The organism is Thermoflexus sp. (genome assembly GCF_034432235.1).
Lineage (GTDB): Bacteria > Chloroflexota > Anaerolineae > Thermoflexales > Thermoflexaceae > Thermoflexus.
Genome location: NZ_DAOUCJ010000029.1, coordinates 16338 through 33361, shown reverse-complemented (window position 1 = coordinate 33361; position 17024 = coordinate 16338). Strand labels below are relative to the sequence as shown.

General features: G+C 65.7%; 12 protein-coding genes and 1 tRNA gene. 8 read left to right on the top strand and 5 right to left on the bottom strand.

The window, feature by feature from the left end; all coding sequences use genetic code 11:
- The first annotated feature begins 73 nt into the window (after positions 1 to 73).
- Entirely contained in the window at positions 74 to 1507 is a 1434-nt protein-coding gene (locus VAE54_RS03165; RefSeq protein WP_322800483.1) for a hypothetical protein, read from the top strand.
- Between the two features lie 77 nt (positions 1508 to 1584).
- On the opposite strand, the gene alaS is transcribed toward VAE54_RS03165, so the two are convergent.
- The 5 genes from alaS to recJ form a co-directional block, all read right to left on the bottom strand.
- Complete coding sequence (alaS, locus tag VAE54_RS03160) at positions 1585 to 4341, bottom strand: alanine--tRNA ligase (protein ID WP_322800482.1); 2757 nt, start codon at positions 4339 to 4341, stop codon at positions 1585 to 1587.
- Positions 4342 to 4642: 301 nt separating this feature from the next.
- The gene (locus tag VAE54_RS03155; RefSeq protein ID WP_322800481.1) at positions 4643 to 5584 is read right to left on the bottom strand and encodes an ABC transporter permease; all 942 of its coding nucleotides are present in this window, start codon (positions 5582 to 5584) and stop codon (positions 4643 to 4645) included.
- Positions 5585 to 5642: 58 nt separating this feature from the next.
- Complete coding sequence (locus VAE54_RS03150) at positions 5643 to 6719, bottom strand: ABC transporter permease (RefSeq protein WP_322800480.1); 1077 nt, start codon at positions 6717 to 6719, stop codon at positions 5643 to 5645.
- A 240-nt stretch (positions 6720 to 6959) separates the two neighbouring features.
- Entirely contained in the window at positions 6960 to 7946 is a 987-nt protein-coding gene (locus VAE54_RS03145; RefSeq protein WP_322800479.1) for a lysylphosphatidylglycerol synthase transmembrane domain-containing protein, read from the bottom strand.
- Positions 7943 to 9715 (bottom strand): single-stranded-DNA-specific exonuclease RecJ, encoded by a 1773-nt coding sequence (gene recJ, locus VAE54_RS03140; RefSeq protein WP_322800478.1) that lies wholly within the window; start codon positions 9713 to 9715, stop codon positions 7943 to 7945. The genes VAE54_RS03145 and recJ overlap by 4 nt, the downstream gene beginning before the upstream one ends.
- A 250-nt stretch (positions 9716 to 9965) precedes the next feature.
- Here recJ and VAE54_RS03135 point away from each other — a divergent pair, with 250 nt between their 5' ends.
- The 7 genes from VAE54_RS03135 (at position 9966) to VAE54_RS03105 (ending at position 17003) form a co-directional block, all read left to right on the top strand.
- A complete protein-coding gene (locus VAE54_RS03135; protein ID WP_322800477.1) occupies positions 9966 to 10397 on the top strand; it encodes a DUF4870 domain-containing protein in 432 nt (143 codons plus the stop codon).
- Positions 10398 to 10491: 94 nt separating this feature from the next.
- Positions 10492 to 10565 (top strand) — tRNA-Arg (locus tag VAE54_RS03130).
- Positions 10566 to 10634: 69 nt separating this feature from the next.
- Positions 10635 to 11402, top strand: coding sequence for a CoA-binding protein (locus VAE54_RS03125; RefSeq protein WP_322800476.1), 768 nt, complete (start codon positions 10635 to 10637; stop codon positions 11400 to 11402).
- 87 nt (positions 11403 to 11489) lie between these two features.
- Positions 11490 to 14174, top strand: coding sequence for a glycoside hydrolase family 3 N-terminal domain-containing protein (locus VAE54_RS03120; RefSeq protein WP_322800475.1), 2685 nt, complete (start codon positions 11490 to 11492; stop codon positions 14172 to 14174).
- 124 nt (positions 14175 to 14298) lie between these two features.
- Positions 14299 to 15084: an enoyl-CoA hydratase-related protein gene (locus tag VAE54_RS03115; RefSeq protein WP_322800474.1), complete on the top strand. Its 786-nt coding sequence runs from the start codon at positions 14299 to 14301 to the stop codon at positions 15082 to 15084.
- A gap of 260 nt (positions 15085 to 15344) precedes the next feature.
- Positions 15345 to 16190, top strand: a complete 846-nt coding sequence (locus VAE54_RS03110; protein WP_322800473.1) for a 3-hydroxyacyl-CoA dehydrogenase NAD-binding domain-containing protein — start codon at positions 15345 to 15347, stop codon at positions 16188 to 16190.
- A gap of 42 nt (positions 16191 to 16232) precedes the next feature.
- Positions 16233 to 17003, top strand: coding sequence for a 3-hydroxyacyl-CoA dehydrogenase family protein (locus tag VAE54_RS03105; protein WP_322800472.1), 771 nt, complete (start codon positions 16233 to 16235; stop codon positions 17001 to 17003).
- Positions 17004 to 17024 lie beyond the last annotated feature (21 nt).

Below are 17024 nucleotides of genomic sequence, written 5' to 3'. Positions count from 1 at the left end.
ATGGATCGGGGTTCGAGAGCGAGGATCCTTCCCGATGGGATCCCACGAGATACTCCACTCAGGAGGTTGGCCGATGCGGATCCGATCCAGAAGATGGTGGAAGTCTTTGTGGATACAGCTCGTGGGGATCGGCGTGGGAATGGCCGTGGTTTCTTCCTCCCTTCGATTGGACGCCCACGCCCAATCCGTTCCTCATCTGGGTTACGGGGTGAACGCGACCTCCGCCGCCGACCCCGGCATTGGGGCAATGGGTTTTGACTGGACGAAAGTCTTTGGCCCCGTGGGGAGCCGCCTCCCTTATCGGGTCCTGCGCCGGGTGGATGTCCATGCGGATGTGCTGGGGGATCTGAACGGGTGGGGGAACGATCTGGAGAACGCGGCCAGAGCCCAGGCGGATTTCATCGAGGCCTGGGAGATCGGCAACGAGCCCAATCTGGACGCCTCCTTCGGCTGGGCAGCGCCCCCCAACGCGGCGGATTACACGCGCGTTCTGTGCGAAGCCTACCGTCGGATCAAGCGGGCCGATCCGACCGCCATCGTGGTCTCCGCCGGCCTGGCGCCCACGGGTCGGGTTCCCTTCACCTGGAACGGGCATAGGGGCTACTGCGCGCCGGGCGTGGGATGGTGTCCGGGCTACTATCAGGATGAACGAGAGTTCCTGCGGGAGATGCTTCAGGCTGGCGCGGCGAATTGCTTCGATGCCCTGGGCTTTCATCCGTATGGATTCGCGGCCCCCGCCACGGCTGCCCCCGGATCTCCGGAGTGCGGGCCGAACGATTTCTGCTTCCGCACCGTCGAGGTGATCCGCCAGATTATGGTGGGCGAGTTCGGGGTGGAGAAGCCCATCTGGGCCACGGAGTTCGGCTGGCTGGTGGATCCCGCGCAGGTGGGACGGCCGGAGTGCCGGAATGATCCCTCCTTCAGCGGCCGGCTCTGGCAGCTGGTCTCCCCGCAGCAGCAGGCGGATTACCTGGTTCAGGCCTATCAGTGGGCGGAAGCGAACTGGCCCTGGATGGGAACGATGCTTCTGTTCAACTATGGGTTCTACAATCCGGGCAGTTGTGACCAGATGGGCTTCTACGATATCCGGGGACGTCCGGCGGAGACAGCGCTCCGAAACATGGCCAAGAACCCGGTGCCCGCCCGCCCCGTCTGGAACACTCCCCAACTGCTCCTCTCCGACGTCGATACGCCGGCGCTCCTGCGCGGAGCCTTCTGGGTTCGCAATCGCTCGCCGGAGCCTCTGCAGTGGACCGTGCTGGGGAGTTCCAGCCCGGATTTCCCGCTCGACGTAGAGGTTTCCTCCGGGACCTACCGCCAGCCTCTCGGATTCCGAGCGGATCCGACCGGGAAGCCCGTCGGGGTGTATACCGCGACCGTCCGGGTGCGGGCGACGCCCTGGGTGCCGATGGCGCTCCCCATCGAGGGAGCGGAGCAGGACCTGACGGTGATCCTCCGCGTGGTGCCGGAGGTGTATCGGGATTACCTGCCGCTGATTCAGCGGTGATCCGCAGGATCTCCAGGGGAAAACCGGGGAGGCTGCGGTGGCCTCCCCGGTTTGGGTGGGCAGGGAGAGAAGGAAGCTCAGGAAGCGGCCGAGCGCTTCAGCCATTCGGAGACCAGGCGGGGGGCCTGGTGGAGGGCCTCGCCGATCTTGCTCACGTCGCGGCCGCCGGCCTGGGCCAGGGTAGGCCGGCCGCCGCCGCTGCCGCCCACCACCTGGGCCACCGCCCGCACCACCCGCACGGCATCCAGCCCCCGCTCGGCAAGATCCGGGGTGACGGCCGCCACAAAGCTCGGCCGCCCGCCGATCACCGAGGCCAGCACGATCACCCCGTTGGTCCGCACCCGCTCGCGGAACCAGTCCGTCATCTCCCGCAGCTGCTCGATATCCCCCACCCGGCTCTGGGCCGCCAGCACCGTGATCTCTCCGACCCGCTCGGCCTGGCGGAACATCGCCTCGAACTCCTGACGGGCGACCTCCCGGCGCAGCCGGGCGAGCTCCTTCTCCAGGAACTGGATCCGGTCCAGGAGGTCCAGGACCTTACGGTCCACCTCCTCCGGCCGCACCTCCAGGTAGGTGGCCGCATGGGTGAGGCGGCGCATGCGGTCCTGGATCAGGCGCACCGCCTCCCGGCCGGTGACCGCCTCCAGGCGCCGGACGCCGGAGCCCACGCCGCCCTCATAGGTCACCACGAAGGCACCGATCTGGGAGGTGTTGTAGACATGGGTTCCACCGCAGAGCTCGGCGCTGATGGGCGGCTCGTCGGGCCATCCGATGCGGACCACCCGGACGATCTCCCCATATTTCTCGCCGAACAGGGCCATCGCGCCGCTGGCGATCGCCTGCGAATACGGCTCATAGCTGACGTTCACCGGGTAATCCATCAGGATGGCCGTGTTGATGTCGTAGACGATCGCGTCCAGCTCGTCCTGGCTGAGGAGCGCCCCGTGGGTGAAGTCGAAGCGCAGGCGATCCGGCGCCACCAGGGAGCCGGCCTGAACCACATGGGTGCCCAGCAGGGAGCGCAGCTCGGCGTGGAGCAGGTGGGTGGCCGTATGGTTGCGCATGATGTCCCAGCGGCGCTCGAAATCCACCACCGCCCACGCCGGATCCCCCACCCGGGGATGGCCAGATTTCACCCGGCCGACGTGGACAATGAGGCCGGGGATGGGCTGACGGGTATCCTCCACCTCGATCTCCCACAGCGGGTCGCCGCCGCCCTCCGGATAACGGGCGATATGGCCGATGTCGCTCACCTGGCCGCCGCTTTCCACGTAAAAGCACGTGGCGGGCAGCACAACTTCCACCGGATCCCCCGGGCGGGCCACCTGGACGGGCTCGCCGTTCACCAGGAGGGCCGCCACCGTGGTTTCACGCTCCGTCCCGCTGTAAGGGTCGTATTCCACCCCCTGGTCGCCCACCAAGCCCCTGTCCTGGAGCATCGCCAGCAGCCGGCGATAGCGGGCGAGCTGCTCGGTGTCCAGCTCGAAGCGCTCGGTGGCCCGGGCCCGCTCCCGCTGCTGGGCCATCGCCCGCTGAAAGCCCGCCTCGTCCACGAGGAACCCCCGCTCCCGGGCCACATCCCGGGTGATCTCCAAGGGCAACCCGTAGGAGTCGTAAAGCCGGAAGGCCTCCTCCCCCGGCACCACCCGCTCGCCGCGGGCGGCCACCGCTTCCAGCACCTCCTCCAGGCGGGAGAGCCCCAGGTCCAGGGTGCGCAGGAAACGTTCCTCCTCCTGGGTGAGGGTGCGGAAGATATGCTCCCGGCGGTCCACCAGCTCGCGGTAATGGCCGCCCATAATCTCGATCACCGCTTCGGCCACCCGGGCCATGAAAGGCTCCTCGAACCCGATCTTGCGGCCGAAGCGGGCGGCGCGGCGGATGATCATCCGCAGCACGTAGCCGCGGCCGACGTTCCCCGGCAGGACGCCATCGGCGATGAGGAAGGAGGCCGCGCGGGTGTGATCGGCGATCACCCGGTAGGCCACAATGTGGGCCTCCATCTCCGCGCGGGTGTGCCCACGGATCTCCCGGGTCCGCTCGATGATGGGGACGAAGAGATCCGTCTCGTAGTTGGAGAACACCCCCTGAAGCACCGCCGTCAGGCGCTCCAGCCCCATCCCCGTATCGACCCCCGGTCGGGGCAGAGGCACCCGGGTCCCGTCGGCCTTCTGATCGAATTGCATGAACACCAGGTTCCACAGCTCCAGCCAGCGGTCGCAGCCGTTATCCAGGGCCACGCTGCAGTTCGGATCGCCGCAGGTGCAATACTCCGGCCCCCAATCGTAGTGGATCTCGGAGGTTGGCCCACAGGGGCCGGTGTCCCCCATCATCCAGAAGTTGGTCTTATCCCCCATGCGGAAGACCCGCTCCCGCGGGGCCCCGATTTCCTCCACCCAGACCCGGTAAGCCTCATCGTCGTCCTGGTGGACCGTGAAGACCAGCCGCTCGGGATCCAGGCCGTAGACCTGCGTCAGGCACTCAAAAGCGTAATGGATGGCTTCGCGTTTGAAATAGTCGCCGAAGGAGAAATTCCCCAGCATCTCAAAGAAAGTATGATGACGCGGGCTGGGGCCGACGTTCTCCAGGTCGTTGTGCTTCCCCGAGACCCGCATGCACTTCTGGACCGAGGCCGCCCGCTTGTAGGGGCGGGTCTCCAGGCCCAGGAAGACGTTCTTGAACTGGTTCATCCCCGCGTTGGTGAAAAGCAGGGTGGGATCCCCCACGGGCACCAGGGAAGAGCTGGGGACGATGGTGTGGCCCCGGGCCGCGAAAAAGTCCAGGAAAGCCTGTCGGATCTGCGCCGCGCCCATCCGAACCGGATTCCGCTTCTCCATATCCTCACAACTCCCCGATCAGGATCATCCACAATCCCAGGGTCCTCCAAGAAGCGGGACTTACGCCGTTGGGCTCCCGCTCCGGGAAGTGAAAAGGCCCTTTCCCCTAAAAAGCCTCCAGGAAGCGGTCGACGGCGTAACTCCTAAGAAGTTATACGTCTCCTTAGGGAAATCCGCCAAGCCTTCCCGGGCCCTGTCGGATGTTTTTCCATGGACAGGAGGAGCCCCGCCGCAATGGCCAGCGCCATATCCTGCGTCCTCCAGGCACCCTCGAGGCCTGCCCGTCCAGAGGGCTGGAACCCTATATCCGCTTCTCATACCCTCGATAGCTCAACCGGGGGTCCAGCGCATCGCGCAGGCCATCCCCCAGCAGGTTGAAGGCCAGCACCGTCAGCATGATGGCCAGGCCCGGGAAAAACACCAGATGGGGGGCGTTGAAGACGCTATTTCGCTCTTCCCCCAGCATCAACCCCCATTCCGGCTTCGGCACCTCCGCGCCGAGCCCCAGGAAGGAAAGGGCCGCCGCATCCAGGATGGCGGTGGCGATCCCCAGGGTGCCCTGGACGATCAGCGGGGTCAGGGCGTTCGGCAGGATATGAACGAACAGCACCCGCAGCGGGGAAGCGCCCACCGCCCGGGCGGCCATCACGTAATCCAGCTCCTTCACGGCCAGGACGGCCGCCCGGACGATGCGGGCGTAGACCGGGATGGAGACGAAGCCGATGGCCAGCAGGGCGTTGATCAGCCCCGGCCCCAGCACGCTGACGATGGCGATGGCCAGCAGCAGGCTGGGGAAGGCCAGGATCACGTCCATCACCCGCATGATGACGTTGTCCACCCAGCCCCCCGCATATCCCGCGACAGCGCCCAGCAGCCCGCCCACGATGATGGCGAAGGTGATGGTGGAAAAGCCGATCTGCAGCGAAAGCCGGGAGCCATAGATCACCCGGGAGAACAGATCCCGGTTGTTGCCGTCGATCCCGAAAAGATGCTGGGGTTGATCCCGCGGACAACCCAGCAGATGGATGCACGGCGGCGCCCGGCGCTGCACATCCTTCAGGGGCTTGATCGGATCGTAGGGCGCGATGACATCCGCGAAGATCGCCATGAAGACCATCAGGCCCAGCAGGAAAAAGCCCACCTGGGCGGATCGATGGCGGATCAGGCGGCGCAGGGCCTCCATGGTCGGCGAGCGCCGGGGCACAGAAAGCTCCCTCGTCAGAGGAGGCGCGATCGCGCTCATCGCTTTCCATCCTTCCTGAGCCTTGGATGCAGGTCCCTATATGTCATGGAACAGCCGGCTATTCCAGCCGGATCCGGGGATCCAGGTAAGCATACGAAAGGTCCACGATCAGGTTCACCAGAGCGAACATGATCGCCACCGCCAGGGTGAACCCCTGAACGACCGGATAGTCCCGGGCCAGGATGGCCGAGACGAGCTGGGTTCCCACCCCGGGCAGGGCGAACACCGTCTCGGTGAGCACCGCTCCGGAGAGGAGGCTCCCGGTCTGGAGGCCGACCACGGTGACGATGGGGATCATGGCGTTCCGCATGGCGTGCCGGGCCAGCACGATCCGTTCCCGCAACCCCTTCGCCCGCGCCGTCCGGATATAATCCTCCCCCAGGACCTCCAGCAGGCTGGAGCGGGTCATGCGGGCGATGATCGACAGCGGGATCGTCCCCACCGCCACGGAGGGGAGGATCAGATGGCGCACGGCATCCCAGAAAGCAGCGAGGTTCCCCGTGCTCAGGCTGTTGAAGAGCGCGGAATTCGAGAGGAAGATCAGCGCCACCCGCGGAAACCCCTCCACCCCCTCCAGGCCCCATGCCCGGGTCAGGGGCGGCAGCGTGATCCCAGGCGAGAGGCGTCCCGAGGGTGGGAGAAAGAGCGGGGTATCTTTAAAAACCAGGGCGAACACATAGGCCAGCATCAGGCCCAGCCAGAACACCGGCATGGAGACCCCGATGTTGGCCAGCACCATCGTCATCACGTCCACCGGGGAATTCTGATGGATGGCGGAGAGGATCCCCAGGGTGATCCCTATGGTGGTGGCGAACAGGATCGCTCCGATGGTGAGCTCGATGGTCATGGGAAGCCGCTCCGCCAGGATCACCGCCACCGGCCTCCCGGTGCTGATGGAGGTCCCCAGATCCCCCTGGAGGATCCGGATGGTGTAGCGAACGAATTGAACCGGAAGGGGATCATGGAGGCCGAAGCGCTCCTTGAAGGCCTCGCACTGGGCTTTGGTGGCCCGCTCCCCCAGCATCACCAGACAGGGGTCCCCTGGGATGAGGCGGACCATCACGAACACCACCAGCAGGATCCCGAAGAGCACCGGGATCATCGCCGCGATACGGCGGAGAACGTAACGGGACATCGTAGCGCTCCCACTCCAGGCCGAAGATAGAGCCTCACCTGGATATCGAACGGATGCCGTTCCTGAATCCGGTAGGCCGTATGCTTCTTCTCTTCCCCCCTCCCCGAAGCGGGGAGGGGGCGGGGGAGGAGTCCCCCCACGGATGATCCTTCTTCAGCGTTCGAGATGGAAGCCGTCTCCGGGGCCCCATCCTCGAAATCCCAAAACGGAACATGGCGTCGGTATCCCAAGGCATCCAGTTCAAGAGGAAGTGGAAACATCCGCAGGCTTCTCCATCCCGCGGAGCCCTTCCCGCAGGAACAGGAAAAGGCCGAGGAGCGTGATGGGCAGCCAGAGAACCAGGTGGAGGAACAGTGTGTATGCAAAAGCCGCACCAGCGGGGATCCCAAACGCCCGGAGCACGACGATCCCCGGTGCCTCGAAGGTGCCTACATAACCCGGGGCCGATGGGAGCGCCGTGGCCAGGTTGACCGTCGCGGTCATCACCAGAAGGGAGAAGAACGAGGCTCGGAAAGGAAACGCCTGCATCACCAGGCTGTAGGTCCCGGCCTCCGCCAGCCAGATCAGAGCCGTGAGCCCTCCGACAGCCAGCGCATGGGCAGGACGCTGCAGAACCGTCAGGCCGTCCAGGAAACGGGAAAGGAAGGCCATCGCCCGTTCCATGCGGAGGCCCAGCCGGTGTCGTGAGATCCGCTCCAGCAGATCGTGGAGCTTCGCCGCGTTCCGGGCCATCCCCAGCAACATGAGGAGCGCTCCGCCGAACACCACCCCTCCCGCCATCACCGCCGACCGCAACGAGGCCGGAAGAGGAAAGAAGAGCAGCGCCACCAGGGCCAGGAACACCACCATCAGCCCATCCAGCACGCGCTCGACCACAATGGTTCCCAGGGCCGTGCTCACCCGGATGCCGCACCGGCGCTGGAGCACATAAGCCCGCAACAACTCCCCGGCGCGAGCCGGATAGAGATTGTTCCCCATATATCCAATCGTCAACGCGATGAAGCGATCCCGGAAGCCGGTGGATTGCAGGCTATGGAGCAGAATCCCCCATCGCCAGGTCCGCAGGATAACGGCAACGAAATAAAACAGGGCTCCGATCAGGAGCCACGGGATCTTCAGCCCCGAGAGCGCCCGGGTCCATTCCTCCAGATGCAAACCATGCAGCGTCCAGGCCAGCAGGACCGCGCTGAGCGCCACTCCCACCAACAAAAACCCGTGTCGGTTCATCCCCGATGCTCCAGGCCGGACCATGGGAGAGGAACCATCGCAGACTCAGAGGAGGGAGCGAAATCCTCCACCAGGAGCGTCAGGCGGGGCTCGCCGTTCCATCGCTCTGCCCGCACCTCAAAGACCACATCCAGTCGCATCCCCGGTCTCACCTCGGCCGCCCGATCCCCCTGACGGAACGCGACCGCATCCCAAACTGGCCCCCCCTCGGGAACAGTCAGCACCATTCGCAGATGCTGACCACCATTGCCGACCGTGCGGACAGACCGGACCGCCACACCACGGCTGAGAAAGCGAGGAGCCGGGTTGCCGTAGCCGTAGGGTTCCAGCCGTGTGAGCCACTCGTGGAGACGCCAGGTGACTTCCCGAAGGGGCAGGATGGCCTCCACGATGGTGGCCGGCTGGAGCTCCCGCGCGCTGAGCGCCCGGGCCGCCAGCTCCTGCAAGCGCTCCCGGAGCCTTTCCAGGTTCTCCCGCCGCACCACGAACCCGGCGGCCGCGGCGTGCCCGCCGTGGCGCACCAGCAGATCGGCGCAGGCATCCAGCGCCTGGGTGATATGAAACTCCGGGATGCTGCGGGCGGATCCCCGCCCCTCCTCGCCCATCAGACTGATCACCACCGCCGGACGATAGAACGACTCCGCCAGCCGTCCGGCTGCCAGTCCGACCACCCCGGGGCGGAAATCCTCGGAGGCGGCGAAGATCAACCATGGAACCTGATCTTCCGGAACCGCCATCGCGCGGGCGGCTTCCTCTGTCGCCTGGGTCAGGACCTGGCGCTCCCGGTTCTGACGGTCCAGCTCCTCCGCCAGGGCCGCGGCCTCCGCAGGGTCCCGGGTCATGAGCAGGCGGTAAGCCGCCCGGGCATGTTCCAGGCGCCCTGCCGCGTTCAGACGCGGGGCCAGAATAAAGGAAATCGCCCAGGGATCTACCTGCGAGGCGTCCAGGCTGGCGACCTGATAGAGGGCCTGTAAACCGACGCGCGCTGGTGCTCGCAGCCGCTCCAGCCCGCGCGCCACCAGCGCCCGATTTTCCCCCAGCAAGGGCACGATATCCGCGACGGTCCCCAGGGCCACCAGATCCAGGAAATCCTCCGGCTCAAAGGAAGCGTGGGGGTAGCGGGCCTTCAGGGCCTGCACCAGCTTATAGGCCACCCCCACCCCTGCCAGCTCTTTGAACGGATACGGACAATCCGGCTGTTTGGGATTAATGTGGATGGCCTCCGGGAGGACCTCACCGGGCAGGTGGTGGTCCGTCACGATCAGGTCAAGGCCCAGGGAGCGGGCCAGCGCGGCCTCCATCACCGCTCGCGCCCCGCAGTCCACCGTGATCACCACCCGGATCCCCTCTTCCGCCAGGCTTCTCAGCGCCTCGCCGTTGAGGCCGTAGCCCTCAGTTTCCCGATGGGGAATGTAAGGGCGGGCCCGGGCGCCGAGGGCCTGGAGGGCCTGGATGAGCATGACAGTAGCTGTGACGCCATCCACATCATAGTCGCCGTAGACCGCGATCGGCTCCTGTCGGGCGATCGCCCGCTCCAGGCGTTCCAACGCCGGCTCCATCCCCTTCAGCCGGAAGGGATCCCCCGCAGACCAGTCGCGGGCCAGAAACTGTTCTGCCGCCTCCTCGGACATGATCCCCCGATGGTAGAGAAGATCCTGCAGCAAGGCCGGCCATCGCCTGAGAGCCGCCCGAACCACCTCCGGGGCTGGAGGGGCCAGCCACCAAACCCGGCGTCCTTGTCCTGCCCTCTGGTGATCGGGATGTCGCATGGGACGGCCATCCTGGGGAGATCTGGATCCTCATTGTAGAAAACAACGGAGGCACCGTCAACGGGCGCGAAGGCGGGCATGCAATCTCTCCCGACCAGCTCCATAATAGTCGATGATCGCGCCTCGCCGGGCAATCCGGGGATGGAGGCGACATGGTTCTCCTACCATACTTTCGGGTGGGAAGCTTTCGTCCTCCTCCGCACTGGAACCGTGTAGAGAGCGCCAAGAGCTGATTTCTGTGGAGGTCGCGATGGAAGAGCACCCCACCCTTCCCGCTCCGGAAGCCGCCCTCTCCGCCGAGGAGCGACAATGGGCGATGCTGGCCCATCTGAGCATCCTGCTGAACCTGGCCACCGCCCTCGGCGGCCCCATCGCCGCTTTCCTGATCTATCTGTTCTACCGGGAGCGATCGCGATATGTGGCGTTTCATGCCTTGCAGGCCCTGATCTTTCAGCTGCTCGCCTGGGTGGTCGCCGGGGTGGCCGCGGCGGGAGCGTGGTTCCTCAGTCTAACCCTGGCTGCCCTCATCGTCGGGATCTGCCTCATGCCGGTCGCCTGCCTGCTGAGCCTGATCCCGCTGGGGGCTCTGGCCTATGGCGTGGTGGGAGCCATCGCCTGCAGCCGGGGGGAGGATTTCCGCTACTGGCTGATCGGGGACTGGGTGGCCGCTTCCTTCGGTTAGCGATCCGGGCCTCCCGCAGGATCGCCTCGCTGAGTCCGCCTGGAGAACCGTCGACGTGAGGAATTGAGTTATAATAAAAACCAGAGAGGGCCATGCCCCCGTAGCTCAACCGGATAGAGCAAGGGCGTCCTAAGTCCTGTGTTGCGGGTTCGAATCCCGCCGGGGGCGCTGAACCCATCAGCCGGGCTCTGGATGCGCCCGGCTTTTTCATTTCGGCAGTCCCACCGGGAGGTCGTGATGGAGCGAAATCCGGGCCAGGCCGAATCCCCCTGCATCCACACCCTTCGGGCAACCCCCATGCCGGATGGGCGACGGGTGGTGGTGGAGCTGGAACTTTCTCCCTCCTCCCATCCTCCTGAGCTGGAGCTTATCCTCTATAATGAACAGGGGGAGGAAATCCATTCGATGGCCGTGATGGGGGTGATGGAGCTCCGGCCGATCTACGTCCTCCATCTCCGGCGTCCGGACCCCGGCGCGCGCTATCGGGTGGAAGCTCGGCTTCTGGGAGGGGATGTCCTCTTCGATCAGCGGCAGGTGGAGGTGATCATCCCGGAGCCCATCACCGTTCAGGACGATGCCACGTTGCGCCGCATTCTGACCGAGTCCCGCGTGGTTGCGGTGGTTGGCCTCTCGGCGGATCCCACACGGCCCAGCCATCAGGTGGCCTCCTACCTTCAGCGCCAGGGCTACCGCATTATCCCGGTCAACCCGACGATCCAGGAGGTCCTGGGGGAGCCTTCCTACCCGGATCTCCTCTCGGTCCCCGAACCGGTGGATGTGGTCGACATCTTCCGGCCTGCTCGTTACGTCCCGGAGATCGTGGAACAGGCGATCGCGAAAGGCGCGAAGGTGATCTGGATGCAGCTCGGGGTGATCCACTTTGAGGCCGCTCAACGCGCCCAGGAGGCCGGACTGCTGGTGGTGATGGATCGCTGCATGAAGATGGAACACCAGCGGCTAATGCGCTCGGGGCTTGCGATTCCGGATTCTCCGGAGGATCTCTAAGAGGGTGGAAAGGGGGCTTCCCAGCCTTTCCCATCGCTCCGAGCCTCCGGTTGACAACCAGGCCATACGCCATCAGGAAGGCGTCCGATGCAGGGGGTTCGAACGGTGAGCCGCTGGATCCACTGGGGGCTGGTGCTCGCGCTGGCCCTGGGGTTTTTTCCGATCGCTCCGGCTGCGGCTCAGGGGGGTGAGGATGAGTTCATCGCCCGCCTGCTGGCTCAGATGCCCCCCGAGGCCAAGGTGGGGCAGCTGTTCCTGGTGACCCTGCCCGGGCCTATCGCCCGCCCGGACCATCCGCTCCGTTCCCTGCTCACCGAGCAGCGGATTGGAGGAGTGGTCCTGAGCCCGGATCAGGGGAATTTCACCAACCTGGGCGACACCCCCTCCGAATTGCTTTCGATCACCCTCTCCCTCCAGCAGCAGGCCGCCACGCTCAACCCCTTTATCCCTCTGTTCATTGGGATGCGGCAACAGGGCGATGGCCCTCCTTTTTCCGCATGGACCAGTGGGGCGATGCCGCTGCCCTCGCCTTTAGCCCTGGGCGCCACCTGGGATCCGGAGCGCGTTCAGGCGGTCGGACAGGCCCTGGGGGAAGAGCTCCAGGCAGTGGGGGTGAACCTGCTCCTGGGCCCTCCTCTGGATGTCCTGCTGGAGCCCCGACCGGAGATCGGGGATGCCGGCGCGCAAACTTTCGGGGGAGATCCCCAATGGGTCAGCCGCATCGCCCGGGCCTATTTGAGCGGCCTGCTGGCCGGCAGTGAAGGACGATTGCTGATCGCCCCGGGGTCCTTCCCAGGCGAAGGTCGCGCCTACGGTCGGTCAGAACGGACGGCGGTTCTCACCAAGGAAGATCTGGCCGCTTTCGACCTGGTTCCCTTTCTGGAGCTGATGCGAACACCCACGGAGACGGGCCGCCCCCTGGTTCGAGCGGTGCAGGTCTCCCTGATGCGAATCCGGGGCTTTGGGGGGAGCGCCCAGGAATGGACACGCCCCTTAGCGGTGGATGGAAACGCCCTGGGGGCATTACTGACATTACCGGAGATCAAAACCTGGCGAGATCGCGGCGGGGTTTTGCTCTCTCCTCCTCTCGGGCATCCCGTTCTTCGCGCAGTGTATGCCGATGAGCAAGGAGAAATCGATTTCCGCCGCGCCGCCCTGGATGCCTTCATGGCGGGCAATGATCTGATTTGGCTAGGGGATCTCCATGCGAATTCTCTGGAGGCCGCCCGCCGCGCCACGGAGGTCATCCAGTTTTTCAGCGAAAAGTATTCCACTGATCTGGCCTTCCAGAATCTGGTGAACAGTGCCGTCGCGCGGATCCTGCGTCTGAAATACGCGCTCTACCCGGGCTTCGCCGCCGGAGCGGTATTCCCCAATCCCCAACAGCTCCGCCAGGCCGTGGGAACCCCGGCGCATCTCCGGATGGTCCGCCAAGCTCTGGAAAGCGCGGTGGTCCGCCTCTACCCGGCAGGATCGAACCCTCCGCCTATCCCACAGCCAGGCGAGGCGATCCTGATCCTGGTAGATGGGAGGAGGATGCGAGCCTGCGCGGCATGCCCGGAGCAACCGCTGCTGCCTGCGGAGACCCTGACCCGGGCCATGCAAACCGCCAGCGGCGGCGCGCTGGATCCCGCCCAGATCTCGGTGCGATCCTTCGCAGAGGCGATGGCCTTCTTCTCCCGAGCTCCAGAAGCACCGGACCTGCGGCCGGATTTCGAGCGGGCCGCCTGGATTGTGATCGCGGCCCTGGATGAGCATCCGGCCGATCCAGCCTCCAGCCTCCCCCATCTCCTCCTGGGGGAGCGAGCGGAGCTCCTGGGCGGGAAGAAGGTGGTCTTCTGGGGATTCGGAGCCCTCTATCCTCTGACCGCCCGGGAGATTGCGCGTCTGAGCCGTTATGAGGCGATCTGGACCCATATCCCTCCCGCCGTGGAGATCATGGCCCGTGTTCTGTTCGGCACGCTCACCCCTCGAAGCCGCCCTCCTCTCTCCATTCCAGCTCTCGGCTATAATCTGGCAGACCGCGTGCGACCGGATCCTGCCCAAGTGATCCCCCTGGGGGTCGGACCTCGGGAAGGGACCCCTCCGGGCACGCCCACGCCGGTCGCGGTTCAGGTCGGGCAGACCTTGCGGGTCTGGGCTGGCCCCATCCGCGATCGGGATGGATTTCTCGTCCCCGATGGCATCCCGGTGTTGTTCACCGGCCTCTACACCGGCCAGGGAAGCATCGGACCGTTCATCGCCCGCACCCGGGATGGATTTGCGGAGGTGGACATCCCGCTGGATCGCGAGGGATCGCTGGAGATCCGCGCGGTGAGCGAGCCGGCGCGCCTTTCCTACCGGCTTCAGATTCAGATCGAGAAGAACCGTCCGGGCCGGATCGCCACCATTGTGCCGCCTACGCCAACCCGTTCTCCAGAGCCCACGGTCCTCCCGACCCCCAAGCCGTCGCCTACCCCCACTCCCCGCGCCCCGGGGTTCGCTACCCTGCGGCTTTCCCTAACCGGGTGGCAGGCCTTCGTATGGAGCAACATGCTCATTCTGGGCTTCAGCGTCCTCGTCTTCGCCCTGGGATGGCGTCGGAGCCCGGATCGGGCCTGGCGGTCGACCCTGCTGGGATGGATCGCTGGATGGATCACCTACACGCTGCTGATCGTAGGGGGACAAACCTTGCCTGTCCCCGGGGCTCGAGCGCTCTCTCCCATCGCCTCGGGGGCTGCTGTTCTCCTGATCGGAGGGCTGGCCGTGGGGATGCCCACGAAAGGGGATTGAGCGTGGCCAAGAAAACCCACCCAAGCATGCGGATCTTTGCGCCACGGGGAAAGCGGACACCCCTCCCCGGGATCCCAGCCCAACAGCGCAAGCCCGATTCGGAATCCCAAACAGGAGGAGAACGATGAGCTACGAAACGTTGCTCTACGAAGTCCAGGATGGGATCGCCCTCATCACCCTGAACCGCCCGGATGTTCTGAATGCTTTCAACGAGCGGATGTTTGAGGAGCTGCAACAGGCCCTGCGTGCTGTCGAGCGTGACGACGCGGTCCGCGCGGCGATCCTCACCGGGGCCGGACGAGGGTTCTGCGCCGGACAGGATCTAGCGGAGATGCGGCAGCGCTACGAGCGCCCGGAGGAAGCCCTTTCGATTGGCGAGCACCTGCGAACTCGATATAACCCCTTGATCCTCCGTATCCGGAATACTGAAAAGCCCTTCATCGCCGCGATCAACGGGGTGGCGGCAGGAGCGGGCTGCAGCCTGGCCCTGGCCTGTGACCTCCGGGTGATGGCGGAGAACGCCTCCTTCGTGTTCAACGCCTTTGCGAAGATCGCCCTGATCCCGGATTCCGGCTCCACTTGGTTCCTCCCTCATCTCGTGGGGTATGCCCGGGCCTTTGAGGCGGCCACCCTCATCGATCGACTGGATGCCTCCCGGGCCCTGGCCTGGGGGCTGGTCAACGCGGTGGTGCCGGCGGATCAGGTGCTGCCGACGGCCCGGGAATGGGCGGCCCAGCTACGGGATCTGCCACCGCGGGCCCTGGGCTGGCTGAAGCGCGCTTTGAATCGGGCGCTGACGTTCACCCTGGAGCAGTCCCTGGAATATGAGGCCCATCTCCAGGACGCGGCCGCCCGCACCCCGGAGCATCGGGAGCGAGTGGAGGCTTTCCTCCAGCGGCGCCGCGGATGAGGTCCAATGCAAGGTGCATCGAATGCCTTCGACCCCAAAGGCCTTCAGCCGGTGGCCGGCCTCAGGGCGTCGAATGAATTCGACCCCAAAAGGCCTTCGGCCAATGGCCGGCCTCCGCCGGCCGAAAAAGCCTTTCCGCGTCGGCGCAGACCGACGCGGGGCGCGAAGCGCCTGGGGAGGCCGATTTCCATCGGCGCGTCCGCCGACGCCCAGTGCCTCGTAAGGCCGATTCCAAGCGGCCTGAAAAGGAGGGGAGAACCGTGGAGCGCGTGGGAATTGTAGGGGCGGGAACGATGGGGCGGGGGATCGCCTATGTGGCGATCACCCATGGCGCACAGGCCATCCTCTATGATGTGGTATCCGGTGCCCTGGAGAACGCCGTAGCCCAGATCGAGGCATGGCTCCAGGAGGCTACCGCCAGGGGTCGACTGGATGAGACGGAAGCCCGTCGCGCCCGGGAGCGGCTTCAGCCCAGCGCCATCCTGGAAGATCTGGCTGGGACTGAGGTGGTCATTGAGGCCGCGCCGGAGGACATGGCGCTCAAGCAGGAGATCTTCCGTCAGTTGGATGCGATCTGCCTCCCTGGGGCCATCCTGGCCTCCAACACTTCCTCCCTCTCCATCACCGCCCTGGGAGCGGTCACCCGGCGCCCGGAACGGGTGGCCGGCATGCATTTCTTCAACCCGGCGCCGATCATGCGCCTGGTGGAAGTCGTGCGAGGGCTGGCGACCTCCGAAGAAACGGTGCGGGCGCTGGTCGATCTGGCCCGGCGCTGGGGGAAGACCCCCGTGGTGGTTAAGGACACGCCAGGCTTTATCGTGAACCGCGTCGCCCGTCCCTTCTATCTGGAGGCCTTGCGCCTGATCGGGGAAGGCATCGCCGATCCCCCCACGGTGGATCGGCTGGTTCGCGCCCTGGGATTCCGGATGGGCCCCTTCGAGCTGATGGACCTGATCGGCCTGGATGTAAACCTGGCTGTCAGCGAGAGCATCTATCACGCGTTTTTCGAGGAACCCCGCTTTCGCCCCCACCCCATGCAGCGCCAGATGGTCCAGGCTGGCCGTCTGGGGCGGAAAACCGGGAAGGGATGGTATGACTATGGGTAACCCACCGATCGTGTTGGCAGCCGGATCCCCGAGGAGGATCCCATGGGAACCCAGCCCCTAAAGGAGCGCATCCTGATCGTGGGCGCTTCGGCGTTTGCAGAGGACCTCGGCGGGCTGTTTCTGGATCAGGGGTATCCAGTAGCCGTCCTGATTTGTGAGGGGGAGCCTCCGATCGCCCTTCCCCCCAACCTTCAGGCCGAGGCCCGAAGCGCTGCTCTTGCCCTGGAGGTCCTCCCTTTCCCTCTCGAATCGAAACGGATGCTGATCACGGCCCTCGACGAGGCGCTTTCCCCCGAAGCACCCCTTCTCTCCCTGTGCCTCACGGTCTCGGCGACTCAGGCGGCCTGCTGGACCCGGCGACCAGGCCGGGTAGTGGGGTTCGCGGCGTTGCCGCCCCTGACCCGCGAAGCTCCGGTGGAACTGACGGCCCCGCTTGCGGGCGATTCCGCCGCACTGAAATCCGCCCGGGCCTATCTGGAGCGCATCGGGTTCCGGATCGAGATAGTCCGTGATACCGTGGGGATGGTGCTCCCGCGGATCCTCTGCGCCCTCATCAACGAGGCCGCCTTCGCCGTGATGGACGGGGTGGCCTCGCCGGAGGATATCGACACGGCCATGAAATTGGGGACGAACTATCCACGTGGGCCGCTGGAATGGGGAGACCTCATCGGCCTGGACCTGGTGGTGGCCATCCTGGACGCCCTGGAAGCAGAGCACCGGAACGGCGCCTATCGGGCCGCCCCCCTGCTCCGCCAGATGGTCCGGGCCGGCCTCCTGGGCCGGAAGACCGGGAAGGGGTTCTATACCTGGTGAGCGGGGAAGTTCTCCGATGGG